14 protein-coding genes are annotated in these 20,467 nt (G+C 64.7%); 13 read left to right on the forward strand and 1 reads right to left on the reverse strand.

Annotated elements, in window-relative coordinates; genetic code table 11:
• Window positions 1-121 precede the first annotated feature (121 nt).
• The 10 genes from ACUY2Y_RS02860 to ACUY2Y_RS02905 are packed head-to-tail and all read left to right on the forward strand — an operon-like array spanning window position 122 to window position 15,938.
• Window positions 122-3,706: a tubulin-like doman-containing protein gene (locus ACUY2Y_RS02860; RefSeq protein WP_448324738.1), complete on the forward strand. Its 3,585-nt coding sequence runs from the start codon at window positions 122-124 to the stop codon at window positions 3,704-3,706.
• Window positions 3,706-6,570 (forward strand): hypothetical protein, encoded by a 2,865-nt coding sequence (locus ACUY2Y_RS02865; RefSeq protein ID WP_448324739.1) that lies wholly within the window; start codon window positions 3,706-3,708, stop codon window positions 6,568-6,570. Before ACUY2Y_RS02860 ends, ACUY2Y_RS02865 begins: the two co-directional genes overlap by 1 nt.
• Entirely contained in the window at window positions 6,570-8,852 is a 2,283-nt protein-coding gene (locus ACUY2Y_RS02870) for a hypothetical protein (protein ID WP_448324740.1), read from the forward strand. Before ACUY2Y_RS02865 ends, ACUY2Y_RS02870 begins: the two co-directional genes overlap by 1 nt.
• On the forward strand, window positions 8,852-10,660 hold the full coding sequence (locus ACUY2Y_RS02875; RefSeq protein WP_448324741.1) for a GAP1-N2 domain-containing protein: 1,809 nt from the start codon (window positions 8,852-8,854) through the stop codon (window positions 10,658-10,660). The genes ACUY2Y_RS02870 and ACUY2Y_RS02875 overlap by 1 nt, the downstream gene beginning before the upstream one ends.
• Window positions 10,660-11,700, forward strand: a complete 1,041-nt coding sequence (locus ACUY2Y_RS02880; RefSeq protein ID WP_448324742.1) for a hypothetical protein — start codon at window positions 10,660-10,662, stop codon at window positions 11,698-11,700. Before ACUY2Y_RS02875 ends, ACUY2Y_RS02880 begins: the two co-directional genes overlap by 1 nt.
• Complete coding sequence (locus ACUY2Y_RS02885) at window positions 11,700-12,794, forward strand: TRAFAC clade GTPase domain-containing protein (RefSeq protein ID WP_259900326.1); 1,095 nt, start codon at window positions 11,700-11,702, stop codon at window positions 12,792-12,794. The genes ACUY2Y_RS02880 and ACUY2Y_RS02885 overlap by 1 nt, the downstream gene beginning before the upstream one ends.
• Complete coding sequence (locus ACUY2Y_RS02890; RefSeq protein ID WP_448324743.1) at window positions 12,791-13,312, forward strand: hypothetical protein; 522 nt, start codon at window positions 12,791-12,793, stop codon at window positions 13,310-13,312. Before ACUY2Y_RS02885 ends, ACUY2Y_RS02890 begins: the two co-directional genes overlap by 4 nt.
• Complete coding sequence (locus ACUY2Y_RS02895; protein ID WP_448324744.1) at window positions 13,309-13,743, forward strand: hypothetical protein; 435 nt, start codon at window positions 13,309-13,311, stop codon at window positions 13,741-13,743. The genes ACUY2Y_RS02890 and ACUY2Y_RS02895 overlap by 4 nt, the downstream gene beginning before the upstream one ends.
• 19 nt (window positions 13,744-13,762) lie before the next feature.
• Window positions 13,763-14,524: a hypothetical protein gene (locus tag ACUY2Y_RS02900; RefSeq protein ID WP_448324745.1), complete on the forward strand. Its 762-nt coding sequence runs from the start codon at window positions 13,763-13,765 to the stop codon at window positions 14,522-14,524.
• A gap of 28 nt (window positions 14,525-14,552) precedes the next feature.
• A complete protein-coding gene (locus tag ACUY2Y_RS02905; RefSeq protein ID WP_448324746.1) occupies window positions 14,553-15,938 on the forward strand; it encodes a hypothetical protein in 1,386 nt (461 codons plus the stop codon).
• Window positions 15,939-15,963: 25 nt separating this feature from the next.
• Here ACUY2Y_RS02905 and ACUY2Y_RS02910 read toward each other — a convergent pair whose 3' ends face one another.
• The gene (locus ACUY2Y_RS02910; protein WP_448324747.1) at window positions 15,964-16,620 is read right to left on the reverse strand and encodes a DUF1707 SHOCT-like domain-containing protein; all 657 of its coding nucleotides are present in this window, start codon (window positions 16,618-16,620) and stop codon (window positions 15,964-15,966) included.
• 299 nt (window positions 16,621-16,919) lie between these two features.
• On the opposite strand from ACUY2Y_RS02910, the gene rpsL reads away from it, so the two are divergent.
• The 3 genes from rpsL (at window position 16,920) to fusA (ending at window position 20,098) form a co-directional block, all read left to right on the forward strand.
• Window positions 16,920-17,291, forward strand: a complete 372-nt coding sequence (gene rpsL, locus ACUY2Y_RS02915) for a 30S ribosomal protein S12 (RefSeq protein ID WP_076598032.1) — start codon at window positions 16,920-16,922, stop codon at window positions 17,289-17,291.
• Between the two features lie 6 nt (window positions 17,292-17,297).
• Window positions 17,298-17,765: a 30S ribosomal protein S7 gene (gene rpsG, locus ACUY2Y_RS02920; RefSeq protein ID WP_259900320.1), complete on the forward strand. Its 468-nt coding sequence runs from the start codon at window positions 17,298-17,300 to the stop codon at window positions 17,763-17,765.
• Between the two features lie 209 nt (window positions 17,766-17,974).
• Window positions 17,975-20,098 (forward strand): elongation factor G, encoded by a 2,124-nt coding sequence (gene fusA / locus ACUY2Y_RS02925; protein ID WP_259900319.1) that lies wholly within the window; start codon window positions 17,975-17,977, stop codon window positions 20,096-20,098.
• Window positions 20,099-20,467: the final 369 nt, after the last annotated feature.

Below are 20,467 nucleotides of genomic sequence, written 5' to 3' on the forward strand. Positions count from 1 at the left end.
CCGCACAACGGCCATGATTGGGAGCAGGAATCTTCACAATTGAAAAACGAATAACTGAATAACCGGATTGCACAAGCATCAGTGAGCTAGAAGCTAAACCCATTTAAAGGAGCACCCCCTCATGGAAAGAGTCCTCGTCGTCGGTTGCGGCGGTTCGGGCGCTAAGACCTTGGCGTTCATGATGGACCAGCTGAAGACGATGTTGGCGGAGCGTCTCCCCAACGAATACGTCTCGCCGAAGGATGTGAAGCTGCCGGACGCATGGCAGTTCGTGTCCTTGGACGTGCCCACCAAGCCGGAGTCCGCGGGCAAGAACCTGCAGAACGTCCAGGAGGCGGGCGGACGCTACATTTCGGTCGGCTCCTCCGGCCGCTACGCCAACGTCGATGCTGCTGTGTCGGCGCGATTGGCCAGCGGTAAGAAGCTGGGGACGATTTCTTCGTGGGCGCTGCGCAACCCGGGGGCGGAGACCACCCCGATCTCCGCGGGTGCGGGCCAGTACCGCTCCATTGGCCGCATGCTCACCCTGAGCAAGCTGCGCGAAGTGCAGGAAGAGCTGGAAAAGGCGTGGGCGGCGCTGAACCAGCCGGGCACGGCTAGTGAGCTCAGCCGTGTCCAGACCGCGCTGACCGGACGCGCGTCGTCCGCAGTGAACGCGGGCAAGGACGTGCCGCTGATCATCGTGGTCACCTCCATGTCCGGCGGTGCCGGTGCATCCATGGCGATCGATGTCTGCCGCTTGCTCACCTCCCTGGATAAGGCGAGCGTGGGCCGCAACTGCATGTTCGCCTTCACCCCGGATATCTTCAGCGGCATTCCGCAGGACCAGGTGATGGGCGCGAACCCGAACGCGATGGCGATGTTCGGCGAGATGGCTGCGGCACAGATGGGTGCGGCTACCGAGACTGACCGTCGTCTCTTCGAGCAGCTCGGCGTGAGCCTCGGCGACGAGAGCGTGCCGATCTCCCGTGTCTTCCCGGTCGGCGCACACTCCGGTGCAGAAGGCGCGCAGCTTGGCGACGGCAAGCCGGGCACCGTCTACCGTGCACTTGGTCGCGGCCTTGCGTCGCTGCTCATGGACGAGGCGGCGATGGGCCGCTTCACCCAGTTCAACCTCGGCAACCAGGGTGGCCTCCAGGCACGCGACAACACCTACGGCTGGGGTGTGCAGAACAAGAACAACCTCCCGTGGGGCTCTTTCGGCTACGCACAGCTGTCCATGGGCCGCGACCGCTACGCGGAGTACTCGGCGCAAAGGCTGGCACGCTCGGCCGTCGATAAGCTCGTGCGCGGGCACATCGACCCGACGAACCCGGCGTCCGGCGACGAGCAGATCAAGCAGCGCGTGGACACCAACTGGCGTCAGATCCAGGCGCGCACCACGGTGATCCCGTTCGGCGAGAACGTCGGCGACTGGCTGTGGCGCACCTTCGGCGCAGAGATGGACCGCTGGGCGAATAGGTACGCGGAGACCCTCCGCCACCAGATCCCGCAGCCGAATAACCGCCGCGGGCGCGACTGGGCACCGGAAGTCGTCGGTGCATTGAATGTCCTCGACCAGCAGGTCACCGCCGACAACGGTGCGGACTTCTACGCCGCCGCCTACAACTGGGCGAACCAGCGTAACCTGCAGGAAGGATTCTTGGACATCATCCGCCGCGAGGTGGGCAATTTCGGCCTGCCGTACGGTGCGACGGTGCTCGACGCGATCAAGAACATGCTCTCCCGCGACGTGCTGCCGCAGCTCGAGCAGGCGGCCCGCGGACAGCAGCGCCTTTCCCTCCACCCGGAGACTGAGCGCGCGATGATGAATGCGCGCGGCAAGATCGTCAGCGCCGAGCAGTACATGGAAGACATCGTCCGCCACACGCGCCAGCAGCTCCGCCACCGCGCGCAGGCACGCATGTCCGAGTTCGTCATGGTGACGCTGACCGACTTCATCGACCGTTTCATCGGCCCGCTGCAGAAGGCGATGACCACCGAGCACACCGATCTCGAGCACGAGCTGTCGCTCAACAACGACAAGGACTTGGGTGTTGCGCAGCTGAAGACGAATGTGCCGCAGTTGTGGCCGGAGGACACCGACATGGTGCCGCCGCGCTTCTCCCAGGCGGCGAACGAGATCTTCCTCACCGAGATCGAGGATTTCCCGCGCCAGTACGTCCACGATATTCAGAACGCCACCAACGCGGACTCCTACTCCAACGCGATCTCCAGCGCTGCTTCCTCCGTGGTCAGCGGTGCATGGTCGGCGCTCGAGGGCGCGGAGCAGGCACCGGAGGACCTGATCGTTCTCACGGGTCCGTGGGTGCCGATGAACTTCACGCGCGACCCGAATAACCCGACGGAGCTGCTGGACCCGAAGCTGGGCCAGTTCTCCGTGCGCATCGGTGCGGAAGAGGTCCTGGAGCGCTCCCGCATGTACATCCAGCGCCGCGGCTTCTCCTTCTACGACTTCATCTCCACCTCGCTGCGCAGCTACGTCACGTCGCCGACGCTGCAGGACCACGAGCGCCGCGCACGCCAGCAGCGCCTGGCCTCCAAGTTCACCGAGGCGATGAAGAACGCGCTGCCGCTCGCGCAGATCGACGACAACTTGGTGCGCAACCTGTACGGCGACGAGGTGGGCTACGCGTTCAACTTCTCCAAGGTCCCGCTCGAGGGCGACGAGTCCGCGCAGATGCTCGCTGACGAAGTGGTCAACTTCCCCAACGTCAAGCTGGCGGACCCGATGAGGCCGTTGGGCGACGCCCTGCAGAACCAGGGCGAGGAGCGCTCCATCGACATCTTCGGTTCCTACCCGAACTACGTGCCGGTGGTCTTCGGCTCCCTGCTGCGCCCGATTCGCGAACAGTGGGATGGTCTGAAGGACGCCCGCAAGGAGTTCTGGCGCGCCAAGCGTGCACGCCCGATCCAGGCCGCAGTCCCGATGAGCGAGGCGGAGCGCCGCGCATTCGTCGGCGGCTGGTACATCGGCCGCATCATCGGCTACATGGACTTCCCGGCCACCCTGGACACCCCGGACAACAACAGCCCGGTGAAGGTGTACGACGACACCGAGGGCAACCACGGCTGGGTGTCCTTCCCGGACCCGCTGCTCACCCCGCCGTCGAAGTTCCGCAATGTGTTCGACTGGTTGCCGGCCGTCATCGAGTCCGCCCCGCTGGCGTGGACGAAGGCGGGCATGACGCCGCTGTTGGATAGCTACCGCCCGTACCGCGTCATGCGCGGGTTGTACGACAATGCGGAGAACCCGTCGGAGATCGGCCGCACGCTGCACGGCACCCGCCTGCTGGCGAAGTGGCTGGCCACCGGCGAGCGCAAGAGCGGAGACCGCCTGATGGTCAAGGGCACCGGCCCGGAGGTCACGCCGGAAGAGCGCCTCGCCGCGGTGAAGACCTGGCTGTCGCGCCAGCGCGAAATCGCCATGGAATACGTCCCCACGGATAAGCTCCTGCGCGACCAGCTCTCCGTCCAGGCATCCCGCCCGGTCGCGGACGTCGATTCGCGCGAGCTCGCCTCCCGCATCCCGCTCTTCGCTGATGTCGCGCTGGATGTCTACGAGGTCATCGACACGATCATGCACATGCTGGACGAGGCGGACCGTCTCAAGCACAGCGCCCTCGAGGAAGCCCCTGAGCTCGACCTCGGTTCGGTTTCGCGCCCGACAAGCATGCCGACCATGCCGGGAGAGGATGACATTTAATGGCTGACACGTTCCGCGCCGCTGCTTCGCAGGTGTGCGTGCCCATCTTCGTTGGTCGCGGCCGCTTCGGCGCCGCGCTCCGCCAGGCTCTCCAGGATTTGGAGGCCCTGCACCTCATCGGTCGCGCGATCTGGGTGGACATCGACTCATTCAGCGGCCCGATGGACCAAGCATTGCTTATCGACGGCCGCGTGGACGCCAGCCCTTCCACCACCGACAGCTTCGCCCGGCTTTTGGCCAGCGGCTATAACGAGCGCTTCGCCCTCTGTCTCGTCAACGCCCAAAACGGCGAGGACAATATCCGCGACGACGAGCTGCAGAACATTTCCGACGCTGTATCGGACCTGAACCCGCTGCCCGTCAACGTGCTCGCCGGCCGCGCCGGGGAGACAGAGGCAACTGACGTTGATATCGTCCGCGGCTACGTGAATCTGTTCGTGGCGCCGGAAGAGTCCGATGCCCCGTCCGACCATGCGGTGCCGGTGTCTGCCGGTGAGCGCGAGAACACCTACACCTTGCTGGTGGCCACGACGTTGTGCTCGCTGTTCGGTCTGTGGGACGGTGCCTCCGAGTGCCCAGTGGAGCAGCTGCGCGGCACTGCATCGCCGATTCACTTCCGCCTCACCCGTGCTTATTTCCGTCGCGTCGATGGCGAGGTGGTGCAAAACCAGCTCCGCCAGGCTCTCTTCGACACCGAGGTCAACCCGGTCCCGCGTCTGTACCGCGCCGACGGCGGCACCGCTGTGGTGGAGCACCCGCAGGACCGCGCACAGTTCTCCCGCGCGGCCGCCGACGAGTTCTTGGGCATGTACCGCGATGGTCTGATGCCCGTCCGCGAGTCCGCGCAAACGCAGCGTGACCGCGAGCTGAGCAATAAGCAGGCCTCCCGGGAGCTGCGCCAGATCTGGTGGCAGACTCTCATCAACACTCCGGCCAACTTCTTCAACGACCTGCGCGGCGGTGCTTCCGACCAGATTTCGGCGAGTCTGCAGCGCGTCTACGGCACGGACTCCTCCGCGGTGATCGGCAGCATGAAGCACCTGCAGGGTGCTCCGGCGCAGATCTCCCAGGAGGCGCAGCAGGCCGACCGCAACCAGATTGCGGCGACCATGCACCCGATGTGGAACGGCTACAAGAATTTCGCCTTGACCATGCTGGACGCGAAAGCGCGTCCGATGGATCCGTTCAAGCAGAACACCGCAACCCCGCAGGTTGTGCGTCAGCCCGCTTCCGACCACATCACTGTGGCGGCGAGCGCCCGCGACGTGATCCCGGCGCCCGAGCAGGCAATGCGTATCGACGATCCGAGTCTCCGCGATGTCATGGGCGCCGACTCTTTGGCCCCCTACGACCCGGAAGCGATCGCCGCTTACGAGCAGCGCCTGAACTCCGCCGACACCAACGGCGTGTTCGACACTGGCAAGCTCCACAACGATTTCGAGCGGTGGAAGAGCACTGAGCGCGGCAGTTTCGCCCGCCACGTCGGTGAGGAACTGCGCAATATCCGCGTGGAGTGCGAAAGCCAGGTCGACGCCGCCCGCGCTGAACTCGAGCGTCTCAGCCGCGGAGTGAAAGCCCCGGAGACCGGTGGTGCTGCGAAGACTTTCCGGTTCATGGGGTGGGTGGCCACGACGTCGTTAAGCTTCTTCTTGCTCTTGTGGCTCATCGGCCATCTGGTGATGAAGAAGGCGCAGGACAAAATTGCTACCGGCGATGCTGGCATCGCGGATGCGATCTTCTCCCAGATGTGGTGGGTGAAGAACCTCAACAACGCGTCCGCGTCGACGTTGGCGTGGATGTTCGGCATCTGGATACTGGTCTGGCTGATTTTCTTCCTGCTGCAGGTCAGCTTCGAAACACGCGACCAGGTTCAGCTGGCCAACTTGCGCAAGAGCCAGGAAGCCCGCGTCAAAGCGGCGACGAACAACCTGCGCAATGCGGAAATCGCACTCGTGCGGATCGAGGAGGCGTACCCGCAGTTCCTCTCCGTCACGCAAATGCTCGGCGAGCTGGTCAACCGCCCGTTCGGGCGCGTGAAGACCGAACGCAATATCGCCGCGCAGCCCAGCAACCGCATGCCCCGCAATGTCGTTTTCGCCGATGCTTCGCCGGAGCCTGACGCGGTGTCAAATGTCGTGGCGCACTACAAAAACGGCCTCTACCACGAGGGTTGGCTCGGTGAGGCGGTGTCCGCCGGTATGGCCCGCGCGTACAGCGAGCTGTTCCAGCCCACCAACGACGACCGCTGGGACCACCTGTCCAGCCAGCGCGGCAAGAACACCTCGTCGCCGCTGGACCGCATGGCCCGCTACGTCACCTCGCCCGAGTTCTCCTCCCGCGACCGCACGGGGGCGAAGTGGCAGCCGGTCGCCGACGAGTTGCGCGCCAGCACCAGCCCGTTCAGCGGCCAGCTGCTGGGCAGCGTCGCGTCCGCGCACAGCGGCCCGTCCCGCGCGCTCGAGGGCGAGTTGCTTGACGACGCCCCGCGTGGCCACTTCAGCAGCCACTTCATGGCATCTGCCAGCCGTGGCCGTTCCGCCTCTGTCGTCGACGGCGACTTGAGCGTCCACAGTGTCTCCTCTAGCCCCCGCGATCCGGTCGGCCGCACTGAGGTGCTCGTCCAGGTCGGCGGCAATGCCCAGGCGGGCGATATCACCCTGTCCGCCAATCGCGGCAATGCGGCGGAGAACACCGACGATATTGTCCTGCCGGGCTCTGGCTACGTCGAAGACAATTACGGCACTGACCGCGAGATGCCCACCGCGGGCCGTCACTCCACGAGCGGCAGCGGCGACTCGTCCCGTTGGACTCCGGGAACGGGTGGCTCCTCGGCCGTCGATTTCCCGAGCGAAGGTGATATTTAATGGCGCTTCCTGATATGGCCATCGCCTGGCGCAATGCTGTCCAGGCACAGACGGGGTATCCCGTCCCTTCAGAAGCGGAGCTCATTCGCCACCTTGTCCACGGCGAATCCAACCCCAACACCCGCGTGTGGGCCGAGGCCCTGGACCTTCTGGTCATGCTCGACGGCGCCGACCTGCCCCTGCAGACACCGCTCGGCCCCGACCTGACCACCCCCAGCCAGCCCCTGCCCAATGCCCAGGGCAACGCTCCCAGCCCGCAGCAGGCGCCGCAGCAGCAAGCCCCGCAGCAACAGCAACAGGCTCCACAACAGCAGGCGCCGCAGCATCAGCAACAGGCTCCACAACAGCAGGCGCCGCAGCAGCAGGCCCCGCAGCAACAGCAACAAGCCCCACAACAGCGGTCGGGCTCGAGCGCTGAATACGGCAGGCATGCAGCCCCGGCGCAGCCTCAGACGCAGGCACCGACGCCAACGCCGGCCCCGAACCCCGTCCAGGCGGCTCAGGCAATGCCGGAGCTGGCAGCGCCGAAACCTGCACCGACGCCGGCTCCTGCGCCCGAGGCGGATGTGGCGCACCCACTGGACCTGTTGGAGGACGACTTCGAGGCACTCGATCTGCTCGAGGACCTCACCGTCATCGACGGTGGAGGAGTTCGTGCCAAGGCCAACGATGAAGGCCACATCCACGTCAAATGGGCGCTGCCGGAAGGCCACGACGCGCAGCCGGTGCAGATCTTCCGTGTGGTCAGCGACGAAGAAGCCTTCGACCGCGACCCAGCCGAAGGCATCCAGCGCGTCGCCACGAACGGCACATTCTTCGACGACCCGGAACCGCTGTCGTTTTCCTACCGCTACTACCAAGTGTGGCTCAACGAAGGCGCCAACGAGATCGACGCCCTGCGCAGCCAGCCGAAGCTGGTCGGCGAGGATTATTACGTCCGCCCGGTCGAGCACATCGAGCTCAACTTCGACGGCAGCGAAGTGAGCGGCAAGTGGGAAGAATTCCGCCACACTGACCGCGTCGCCGTCTACATCGCGCCGGAGGAAGAAAGGCGCCGGCTCACCCGCCGCTCCCACGAGGTCAGCCAGTCCAGCCGAAACGTCAACGGCTTCCGCTGGACCCCGCCACAGCGCGGCCTGACCTACGCCGTGCAGGCGATCCGCGAGGTCAGTGTCAATGGCATGGTGAAAAAGAGTCCGTCCTCCGAAATCTTCACCATCGACATCACCGCCGAGGTCGTGGAAGTCGACGCCGACATTCAACTGGACAAATCCGTGGGCAACGGTCAGTTCAACGTCCGGTGGGAATTGCCCAATTCGGGCGAAGTGCGGATCTACCGCACACGCGAGCACCCCGCCGAAGGCCTCTCCGACAAGGTCGTCGAAACCGACCAGCTCGAGGGCTTCGGTCTGCCTGTGTCCTCCTGGGTCAACGACATCGCCGAGGCGAAAGACGCCGCAGATTTCGCATGGCCGGATGACTGGTACACCGTCGTCATCACCCCGGTCAGCGTCGTGGGCAATAAGGCCCGCGTGGGTACATCCACCAGCTACGTCCGCGTCGGCAGCATTCCCGCCGCGCGCATCGAGGAGCGCGTCATCGCCCAGCTGATCACCTTCGGCTGGCCAGAGCAGGCGCACGAAGTCGCCGCCTTCCTCGCCGAGCCGGGGGAGGGCGGCAAGATCGATCCGCGTCAGGCCGAGATGAAACCGATGACCACCATCGACGAGCAGGAGTATCGCAGCGAGGGCGGCATGCGTGTGCAGATGCGCGGCGCCCGAGATGTGGTGCTCGTTCCGAGCCGCATGCACGCCGGTCAGCGTGAATGGGGCAGGACCACGATCATTCCGTACCGCGGCCTGCGCCACTTCCGCTACGAATTCCTCGTCGGCCCCGATGGCGGTCTCTACCTGTTCGTCTTTTCCGAGAACGAGGAGTCCCGCTACCGCCGCTTCACGTTGCGCTACCACCCGGAGCGCCTGCCGCTCGAGCCGAATGACGGCGAGCCTGTCCGCGTGAGCAAGATCAACGGTAGCCATGTTGAGGATTACAAGCCGATAATGACAGCGGAGCACTTGTACCCCCAGAACTTGCAACCCGGCACCCCGGGCTTCGAGTACTGGCGCGTCGACCCGCAGCTGGTCGCCCGCGGACACGGGTGGCTCCGCCTGTTCATAGCGGACGAGCCCGAAAACGGGGAATCCGAGGTAGCACTGAGGGATCCGAATGTGGCCTCCCTCTGGTTCACCACCAATTTCCAGCAAACCGGAGGTATGCAGTAATGGCACGCTTTGCGCACGCGACGTACGCGTCCTTTTCCAACACGTCCAGCTCCGGTGGCTGGTCGATTGGCCCGACAGTGAACGCGGACCCGGACGACATCGAGCTGATCCGCTCCGCCGCCGCGATCTCGCTGACCCCGATCCAGGAGGTCAACGAGTTCATCGGCGGCGAAGAAATCGAGGCGTTGCCGCGCCGCTTCGAATACATCCCGCACCCGGCGCACGGCGTGTTCGTGCAGTCCGTCCCCGCCGGCAAGGACGCCACCGGCCGCCCGGGCAATGTGTTCACCCACGGCGTGGTGGACCACGCGCCGCAGGAGCCGCTCGCGTCCCAGTACCCGATCGCGTGGTTCCGCTCCCCGGATCTCGCGGCACCGTTCCGCGCCCCGGTGGTCAATTCTGTCCAGCTCGATCAGTCGCTCGACGAGCCCGCACGCGGTCCGCTTCCCGATGTCGCTAGCCTCTGGCAGCTCATCACCGAGGTCCAGGGCGACCGTCGCGGAGTCGTGTACAAGATCCAGGAAGCGCTGGAGGATCCTGAGACGATTCCGGTGTTGCTTACCCCGTCGGACACGCAGGCCGCATTCTGGATCTACGCCGTGTCCACCACCATGACTCCGCAGGCCGCGCGCCTGGGCTTGCGCGTGAGCACCTTCGAGCGTGCACGCTCCATCGATGCCGCGAAGTGGGTCTCCCACGAGCCCGGGGTCGCCGCGCTTATCGCGGGCCCGGTCGAAGACACAGAGCTCTTCGCCGCCAACCCCGCTTTCACCGTCATCGACCCGGAAAAGGACGCCAGCGCACAGCCGGTCACCGACTGGTCGCGCATGACTGCTGAGCTGTACACGTCGGGAAGCCAGGCGGCAGCAGCCGTCGATAAGCTCGCTTCGCTTGAGGAAGCGTCGGCGAGCTTCGGTGCGGGCCTTGCGCAACTCGCGCTCGCGCACCGCCGTAAGAATATCGAGCCCGAACTCAACCAGCTCGCGATCGACATCAGCGAACCCAGCGAGTTTCTAGCCGAGGATTACCCGACGCTCGTGAGCAAAGAGCTTATCGACGAACCCCGTCTCGACGAGCTCCGCGGCTCCGTCTACGAGACGCTACAGCACTGGGAAGGCGACGGCACCCTGCTGATCAACTACGTCACCGACGCCGAAGCCATCGGCGCTTTTGACCGCGACATGCTGGTCGACGGCCTCGGTGCCCTCGGCAACCTTGAGAATCCCATCACCGAGATGATGCAGCACGGCGCCCTCAACCTGCGCCCCGACTCCGCTGCCGCCGGTCTTGTCAGCCTCGTGGCCAACAAGAAGATCGAAGAGGTCTTCGCCGGCGACGACATCACCGACGTCATGGAAAGGCTCGGCAGCGACGACATTTACCGCGCTCTGCGTCACGCCGGCCACACCGGTGTGGAAAAGCTCAGCCCGGACACTGCCTGCTACCTCATCGGCGCTGCGCTCGCCGCCGCTGCATTCAACCAGCTGCAGTACCCCGTGATCACTGCCGACCCCCAGCAGCGGACCGAAACGATCCGCCAGCTCATCGACCTGGCGGGCCGCATCTCCGCACGCGCGGTGCCGAGCCAGTCCAACGTCGATGCTGTGGCCCTCCGCACCTGGGAAGACTTCTTCCTCACCGCGCCCGACTCGGCACAGGACACCGCCTTGGCCGCGCATGCCGTCAGCGTTCTGCCTGACGCATTCGCTGCCCTGCGCATCGAACGCACCGAGCAGTTCCTCAGCCGCGTCATCCAATCGCTGACGCAGAACACCCGCGGGTATGCGAACCAGAAAGGAGACCGGTAATGGCTCTTGAGAAACGCATGGGGCACGGCGAAGAGTACGAATTCGCCACTGACGGTGGTCAGTTCCGCGCGATTCTGGTCATGGAGCTCAACGACGGCGGCCGCTTCCGCGCCTACAACGGCGAGACCGAGCTGCCCCGCACCGGCGACCGCTACGCCCTGCGCGAATTGAACGGTCCCGCCGCCATCGAGGTGCGGCCGGATAATGAAGTCTTCGGCAACCGCGCCGAACTCTACGTCCGCGTCCAAGCCCGCGATTCCGCCGATGGGCTCGTGGATCTGGCCCTCCCGCCGTTCAAAGTCGCCGCCCGCGACACCTTCACTCCGCTGACCCTCCTTCCCACCGCCACGGGCGTGCGCGTCATCGGCGGCGACGGCGGGGGAGTGGGCGCCGTCCGCTCCCACGTGGGTGATACCGGCGGCAGCTCTGTCAGTTCCGTTAGTTCTGTCAGTTCCGTCAATTCCGGCAGCTCGGTCGCGCCCGCCGCCGGTGCCACCGCCAGTTCCGACGCCGCCGCACCGACTGCGGGGTCGACCCCGACTGTTCCAACTAGTGGCGCTAGCACGGACGCCGTGCACATCATCGTCGACTCGTCCGCATCCATGCTGCGCAGCACCACCGTCGAGCAGATGGACGCGATGCTCAGCTTCGCTGTCAATGCTGTCTCCGTCATGCGCTGCGCGAAGCATTTGACCACCTCTTCCGGTCAGACTGTGCCCGGCATCGTGGACACCCTTGAGGTGCCCGCCGGGACGACTGAGGCCCTGCGCGGCAACGACATCGGCTGGGAGATCAACGCGACGGATATCTCGCCCACGGCCGCCGTCATCGCCATCTCCGACGATGTTCCGGCCCGCCTGCTCGGCCGCAGCGCACCCGTCCACGTCATCTCGCCGCGACCGGTCGCCACCTCCGCCGGTATCACAGCAACGCTTTTCGACGACCGCCTCCACCGCGCCGTCGCCGAAGGCGATGCCCGCAGCTACCGCGACGCCATTCACTCTCTCCGTGGCGCCATTGATGCGGGGGTGACGTCCTGATGAACCCGAACGTCCCGTACGTGATCCCGTCTAAGGACCCGGTCACATTCGAAATCCTCGACCCTTCCGGCTCCGCGCCGAAGCACGAGGGAATCGACCTGCCCGATAACTGGATCAATTCCGGTGTCCTCACCGTGGCCATGGCCGGCGCTCGCTCGTCAGGGAAGAGTCTGTACATCGCGGTCGTCGTCAAGCTGCTGCGCGACATGTTGGCAGTCAACCGCGGCTTTTTGAATGCCGCTGACGAATACACGCGACGCACCTACGAGGAAAACTACGAGCGCCCCCTCTTCGAAGAGATGGGGCTCATGCCGCCGACCCCGCCGTCAGCGAACCCCGACGCGTACCAGAACCGCCCTCTCATCTACGACCTCGGTCTGCAACCCCGCGTTAACCCCGCCAATAATGAGCCCGTCAACCAGCGCATTTACCTCGTGCTCCAAGACGTTGCCGGCGAGGACCTCCGCGAAGAAGGCTTCCCCGAGCGTGCGCCGAAACTCGGGTTCTTCCGCCACGCCGACCGCATCGTGTTCCTCTACGACCCGATGGCCGTCAACCGCATCCGTCAGCTTCTTGAAGGCACCGTGTCCACCAACGAAGTCGGCCGCGAAAACCCCGCCATGATTCTGCAGAACATCCTGCGGCTCATGTCGCCCGAACGCATGCCCGGCATCGCGCTCACCCTGTCCAAATTCGACATGCTCCAGCGTCTCGCCGACGTTGATCAGGTCGGCAGCGGCGGCATCCAGGGCCAGACCGTGGACTGGCAGGCCGCCATGAGCAACTACGGTGCCTCTTTCCGCCGCGAATCCAACCCGCCCAACGAACCCTTCGATTGGGCCGACCGCAGTTCCATGCACTTCGAGATCCGCAGCATGCTCAGCGCCCTCGGCGCCATGGAGATGCTCAATCTCCTCGAAACCCAATCACCCACCGGCCAGCCCGTACCGTACAGCTGCCACGCCGTCTCCGCCCTCGGCGATTCGCCCGAAGGCGACAGCGTGTCCCGCATGGGCATCGCCCCGTTCCGCGTCCTTGACCCCATCCGCGAAATGTTCGCCCAATACGGCCTGTTTGAGGGAGGAAAACAATGACCCACCACAACCAAGGCTGGCTCGCCCGCGAGGAACGCCGCCTCACCGACGCGTCCGCCGCCACCCCTACCACCACGTCCGCCGACCCCGCCGCTGCCGCCGCCGCGCCCGCAGCCTCCGCCCCGGAGGCTCCGCAGCAGCCGACGCAACCTGCGGCTACTGATCAAATTGCTGCCCCGGCCCAGCCTGCCGCTCCGGCCCAGCCTGAGCAGCAGCCCTACGCGCCGCAGCCTGAGCAGCAGCCGGCGCAACCCGCGGTCGCACAGCCTGAGCAGCAGCCAGCCGCGCCGCAGCCCGCCGAGTCGCGGCCCTCGATGGAGCAGTGGCCGGCACTGCACCCCACCGAGCAGCCTTCGGCACAGCCTGGGACTCAACCTGCGCCGGGCCAGCAGCAGGTGCCGGGTCAGCAGTACCCGCAGTACCAGCCGCAGCAGCAACCGCACAATGACAACCCGTACGCGTCGCCCTACAAATTCGATCAGGGGGCCGCGCCGCGAGAAGAAGGGCCGCAACGATGACGAACGGCATGAACCCAGGAGCGCAGCCAGGCTTCGGGCCCGGTGGTAATGCGCCGCAGTTCCCGCAGCACGCCAACCCCGCGAACCCGGCACAACCGGCGCAACCCGCAGGCGGCTTCGGGCAGAACCAGTTCGGTGGGCCGCGCCCGTTCCAGCAGGCCGGTCAGGCCAATCCTTCTCAGATGAGCACGGATGAAGCGGACACCATCGCCGCCGCCCGCGATGAGAAGGTGCAGGAGACTGAGCAGCGGCGCTCCCGGATTTGGAGCAAAATCCTCGGAGTCATCGGCCTTGCTCTGCTGATTGCCTTCATTGCAATCGTGGCCTGGGCGTTCATCCCCGATCCGCCGCTCTGCCCCACTGCGGCACCGCTGCACGTGGCAGATATTCACCTCAATGCACTGGGCGTTGTGCCCGTTCAGGACCTGTAGGAAAACGAGGTACGAGAAAATGACCCGCGAAAACCCCACCGCAGCCAACCAGTACGACTTCACCGACGTCGCGCCATTCGCGGCGCTGCCGGACGCCCCGCAACCGGCGCATGAGCAGCCACACCAGGCAGCACAGGCAGCGCAGCAAGTTCAGCCAGCGCAGCCAGTGCAGCCGACGCAAGCAGAGCCGCAAACGGAAGTGATCAAGGCACAGTCGCCGGGTGCATCCACGCCAGGATTTGCGCTTGGCGCGGCACCGGCTGCCGCAGCGTCGGCAACTGCGCCGGCAGGCGGGAGCACAGCCGCGGACGTTGGGGGAGCGACAGCACAGGCGCGGCCGCAGGCCCCGCAGACACCGCAGCAACAGGAGCGCTACGAGTCGACCCCGTACGGCACGCAGCTGGGCGGGGCGGCGCGCAATGAGGAGCAGCGCTACGAATCGAACCCGTACGGTGGCGGCAGCTACGAACAGCGCGCGGAGCAGCGTCCGGCGCTGGGCGGCGCAGAGGCTGAGCGCTCGCGTGTTCAGGACACGCCGGAGCCGCGGCGGGTTCCGCAGACGACGGCGCGTGACAGCGAGGCATACGGCGAGGCGTACGGTGAGCCCTACGGTGATGCGCAGCAGCGCCAGCGGAGCGAGGTGCGCACCGGTGCGGAAGGCAAGCAGGGCGGGTCCAAATCAGGGCTGGTCATACTGGCAGCGATCTGCGTCGTGCTGCTGATGATCTTCGTGCTGGGACTGCTCATCCTTCTGAACGTGGTGCCCTTCCCGGGTCTTTAAAACGGTATTGCCAGATTAAGGAGGTGCTATGGCGGACAACCAGAACTCGATCAACTATTTCGGGCTCCAAGACTGGTGGGGTGGACTCACCGACATGGACCGGACGATTCTGGACGAGGTCTTCAGGCAAAAGAGCCGGCACGGCCAAAGCATCCTCAGTGCGCCAGCAGAGCGGTCCATAGATGTCAGTTTCCTGTCCGATTTGCTCATTTGGGTGAGCAAGAACCCGGAGCTGCAGGGAAAAATCATCGATAAGCTAATGGAGCGTTACGCGCACCTTCCCGCACCTGACCAGCTCGACGACGACGCACTGATCGACCTCCACCACGCGCAGATCCGCGTCATGAACTACTTCTACGGGCAACGCAACTACGCCTCGCACGCCCTCGACATGACGCTGCGGATCGCGCAAGATAACGTCAATATCGAAGCGCGCGTTCTGCGTGCCAAGCGCGAACGCATCAAACGCGGCGCGTACCGCAAAGCCGGCGCGCTGGAGAAGAAGGCGAAAGAAGCCAGCAGCAAGGGGAACCTCCAGGAGGCTGCGAAACTTCAGCTCGAGGCGCGAGAGACGCGCATCAAAGGCGCGCACGACAGCTCCGCCTACAGCGAGGAGCACCCGTGCTTCCGTCAGATGGCGATCATCGCGGAGAAGAACAACGACCCCCTGCTCGCGTACCGCATCGCGCTCGACGCGCGCAGCGCAGGCTGGATCGACCGCAACGACGACTGGACGCGCCGCATCAACCGCCTCGCGCCGAAGCTCGGCAACAGCGAAGACAGCGGGCCGTTCGGCGGCTACTTCGGGGCATTCAACCTCTCCGGCTTTTTCAAAAATGAGTTCACGCCCGACGAGCAATCATGCATCATCGACGAGCTCACGGCAAAGCATCCGCTTATCGACGGCACCGCCGAGCCCGATGGCCACACCGCTCGCACCGCCCTCGCCCTGCTGGCGGAAACCGTCACCGCAGTACTCGGTGCCGATAACGGAGCCGTCGTCGCCCATCTAGACAACATGCAGAAGCACTTGGGGCGGTACGCGGGCGACACCGACGGCGACGCCTGGGAGCGCCACCTCACCTTCGGACGGAACTCGATGATTTGCTTCGCCGTTGTCCAAGGGCGCGCGAAAATTCCGTGGTCCTGGGCAAACGGTATCGACCCGATGCTCTTGATGCAGTGGTACACCACCAGCGCACTGGCCTTCGAAAGTGCGGCGCGCAGCGATTTCGACGCGAACCACTCCGGCAAGGCCGGCACCGTGCCCACTCACCCCGCGCGCAGTGCCATCCTCTTCCTCACCGAAGCGTTGGGGAACGACGGGGAGATCGAACCCATCGCCGCCGAATCGCGTGACGACGGCTGGGCCGGCCCCTGGGACGCCGTCATCGCCCGGCACCGAGAGGACTAGCCCTCACGGAGAGAATCCGGCGCTATCAGACGCGTGCTCCTCGCGCCGCGCGGGTAATGCCTACTCCACCCATCAGACCCAGCCCGCGGACTCGGACGATGGGGGCGCTTGCTGGGATGTCGTCGATACGCAATGTGCACGACGGGTGGTCCGTGACGCCGAATCCTCCCATGATTCCGAAGCCCTCACTAATGACCCGGACATCTTCGGGCACGACGATGTCGATGCCGCCCATCAATGCGACGGCGGTGATCACCGTTTCGTGCGAGGAGAGCGTCGCTTCACGTAGGTCGAGGTAGTTGCCGCCCATCATCGCGAGTGACGTGTGGTGGCGTGCGATGTGCCACGACCCTTTGCTCGTCGAGCCGCCCATTACTGCGAAGGAGAAAGCCGAACCGCCCTGGTGCGGGACAATTTCCATGGTTGGCTGAGTGCGCGGAGTCGCAGTCACCTGCGAATCCGGCTTCTTGCTGTCGGGGACCTCCACGTCGGCGGTCAAATGTTCCAGTTCGTCGGCATATGTGGCCTGCCAAACCTGGGCGGTGCGTTCGTCAAATTCCGTGATGTCGATCTGGCCGTCAGCCAGAGCCTCAGTGAGCAGATTGGCCGTGGCCTGGCGGGCAGCTGAACTCGCGCGCTTACGCGGCAGCTGTGCTTCTGAGCGTTCAATCTCGGACGACATGTCCTAAATATACCAACTGGCTGCGCAATTCTCCCTGCATACGATGATTGGCACGTTCACGGCGCGGCGGTCATTGCCGAGGTCCGATTTGCTTTTGCGATGGCGCGGCGTGTAATTTCTCTACCGATTCCGCCCCGCGTGCCGGGGTAGGGAAACCATTGAACTCCACGCACCCTCCGGGGCAGCGAAGGTGAGTTCATGTGAAAACGGCAGGGCCCCGAAGAAGAGCCCCCATTTTTGCATGTTTGACCACCTTTTCAGCCCAGGGGAGTGCGACCCCCGAACAAGAAAGAGTTGGTATGCCAACTATCCAGCAGCTGGTCCGCAAGGGCCGTCACGACAAAAGCAAGAAGGTGGCGACTGCTGCGCTGAAGGGCTCCCCGCAGCGCCGCGGCGTGTGCACCCGCGTGTACACCACCACCCCGAAGAAGCCGAACTCTGCTCTCCGTAAGGTCGCGCGTGTCCGCCTGACCTCCGGCATCGAGGTCTCCGCCTACATTCCGGGCGAAGGCCACAACCTCCAGGAGCACTCCATGGTCCTCGTCCGCGGCGGCCGTGTGAAGGACCTCCCGGGTGTTCGCTACAAGATCATCCGTGGCGCACTGGATACCCAGGGCGTCAAGGACCGCAAGCAGGCTCGCTCCCGTTACGGCGCGAAGAAGGGACAGTAAAGAACAATGCGTAAGCAGCAAGCTCCGAAGCGTCCCGTTGTCAAGGACCCGGTTTACGAATCCGAGCTGGTCACCCAGCTGATCAACAAGATCCTCCAGGACGGCAAGAAGTCCACCGCACAGCGCATCGTCTACGGCGCGCTCGAGATGTGCCGCGAGAAGACCGGCACCGACCCGGTCGGCACCCTCGAGAAGGCACTGGGCAACATCCGCCCGGACCTCGAGGTCCGCTCCCGCCGCGTCGGCGGTGCGACCTACCAGGTCCCGGTTGAGGTCCGTCCGGGCCGCTCCACCACCCTCGCCCTCCGTTGGATGGTGACCTTCACCCGCCAGCGCCGCGAGAACTCTATGACCGAGCGCCTCGCCAACGAGATCCTGGACGCATCCAACGGTCTCGGCGCATCCGTGAAGCGCCGCGAGGACACCCACAAGATGGCAGAGGCAAACCGCGCCTTCGCCCACTACCGCTGGTAGTTCCCCGCTGCAACGTACCCGGCGGGGGTGTTCTTTGGTTGCCCCGCCGGATACTGGCACGAAGTTTCAAAGACTTCGTAATGCCAGATCAGCGATAAAGTGGCAGAATCGACCAAGGAAAATATCCGCCAAGGCGTCTTCGGCCGCCCCGTGAAAAACGGGGGATACGGCTAATGGGCGTCGACGACAAACGAGTTGGGGTACACAACGTGGCACAAGAAGTGCTTAAGGACCTGAACAAGGTCCGCAACATCGGCATCATGGCCCACATCGATGCCGGTAAGACGACCACGACCGAGCGCATCCTCTTCTACACCGGTCTGAACCGCAAGGTCGGCGAGACCCACGACGGTGGCGCGACCACCGACTGGATGGAGCAGGAGAAAGAGCGCGGCATCACCATTACGTCCGCTGCCGTGACCTGTTTCTGGAACAACAACCAGATCAACATCATCGACACCCCGGGCCACGTGGACTTCACCGTTGAGGTGGAGCGTTCGCTGCGCGTCCTCGACGGCGCTGTCGCCGTCTTCGACGGCAAGGAAGGCGTTGAGCCGCAGTCCGAGCAGGTGTGGCGCCAGGCCGCGAAGTACGACGTTCCGCGTATCTGCTTCGTCAACAAGATGGACAAGCTCGGTGCGGACTTCTACTACACCGTGCAGACCATCGTGGATCGCCTCGGTGCGAAGCCGTTGGTCATGCAGCTCCCGATCGGCGCCGAGGACGACTTCGACGGCGTCGTCGACCTGCTGCAGATGAAGGCCATCACTTGGCGCGGCAAGGTCGAAATCGGCGCTGAGCCGACCATCGAGGAGATCCCGGCTGACCTCCAGGAGAAGGCGGAGGAGTACCGCGAGAAGCTGCTCGAGACCGTCGCTGAATCCGACGAAGAGCTCATGGAGAAGTACTTCGGCGGCGAAGAGCTGACCATCGACGAGATCAAGGGCGCCATCCGCAAGATGACGGTCGACTCGGAGATCTACCCGGTCTACTGCGGTACCGCTTACCGCAACAAGGGCGTCCAGCCGCTGCTCGACGCTGTCGTCGACTTCCTCCCGAGCCCGCTGGACATCGGCGAGGTTCACGGCACCGCCATGGACTCCGACGAGCCCATGACCCGTAAGCCGTCCGTCGAGGAGCCGTTCTCCGCACTGGCGTTCAAGATCGCTGTGCACCCGTTCTTCGGCAAGCTCACCTACGTGCGCGTCTACTCCGGCCAGGCAATCCCGGGCGAGCAGATGCTCAACTCCACGAAGAACAAGAAGGAGCGCGTGGGCAAGCTCTTCCAGATGCACGCGAACAAGGAGAACCCGGTCGAGCACGCCGATGCCGGCAATATCTACGCGTTCATCGGTCTGAAGGAGGCCACCACCGGTGACACCCTCTGCAACCCGGACCACCCGATCATCCTGGAGTCCATGGACTTCCCGGACCCGGTGATCCAGGTCGCCATCGAGCCGAAGACCAAGGCTGACCAGGAGAAGCTCGGCACTGCCATCCAGAAGCTCGCTGAAGAGGACCCGACCTTCACCGTCAAGCTCGACGAAGAGTCCGGCCAGACCGTCATCGGCGGCATGGGTGAGCTCCACCTCGACGTCCTCGTCGACCGCATGAAGCGCGAGTTCAAGGTCGAGGCGAACATCGGTTCCCCGCAGGTCGCCTACCGCGAGACCATCCGCAAGAAGGTCGAGTCCCTCGACTACACCCACAAGAAGCAGACCGGTGGTTCCGGTCAGTTCGCGAAGGTCATCGTCACCGTCGAGCCGTACGAGCCGGACCCGGAGACCCTGGAAGAGGGCGAGTCCGCAACCTACAAGTTCGAGAACGCCGTCACCGGTGGCCGCGTCCCGAAGGAATACATCCCGTCCGTCGACGCTGGTATCCAGGACGCAATGCAGTACGGCTTCCTCGCCGGCTACCCGCTGGTCAACATCAAGGCCACCCTCGAGGACGGTGCCTACCACGACGTCGACTCCTCCGAGATGGCGTTCAAGCTGGCAGGTTCCCAGGTGCTCAAGGAAGCCGTCGCTAAGGCGAAGCCGGTTCTGCTCGAGCCGATGATGGCCGTCGAGGTCGTCACCCCCGAGGAGTACATGGGCACCGTCAACGGTGACATCAGCTCCCGCCGTGGCCAGGTCTACTCCATGGAGGACCGCTCCGGCGCCAAGGTCGTCAAGGCAAAGGTCCCGCTTTCCGAGATGTTCGGCTACATCGGTGACCTCCGTTCCTCGACCGCGGGCCGCGCGAACTTCACCATGGTGTTCGACTCCTACGCCGAGGTCCCGAGCAGCATCGCTCAGGAGATCATCGACGAGCGCAACGGCAACGCCTAAAACGCGAAGCCTCACGGTGCTCCCCTAGACCCTCCGTGCCACTAGGGGAGCGCACGGCGCCGCGGTAGCGGTCGAGCTGAGAGCCTCACCAAGTGAGACTTTGAGCCGGCCGTTACCACTAGGTGGGTCCACGCCACGTGGGTCGCCCGAAAGACCATGAGGAGGGGCCTGAAACCCTCCCCGTCATGGTTTGAAAAACGGCGTTAACAAATCTAGGATCATGTAACTGGCACATTGTGAAATGGCCATTGTTTCCATGCCCGACGCACCGGTAAACCACCCCCCGAAGGTGGGACACGGTGGACCGCGTGCTAGGAAATGAAAGCAAGGCAGAAGTAAATCCACGTGGCTGCGAGAGTCGTAGTCACA

The sequence above is a fragment of the Corynebacterium sp. 20-84 genome, assembly GCF_053479455.1.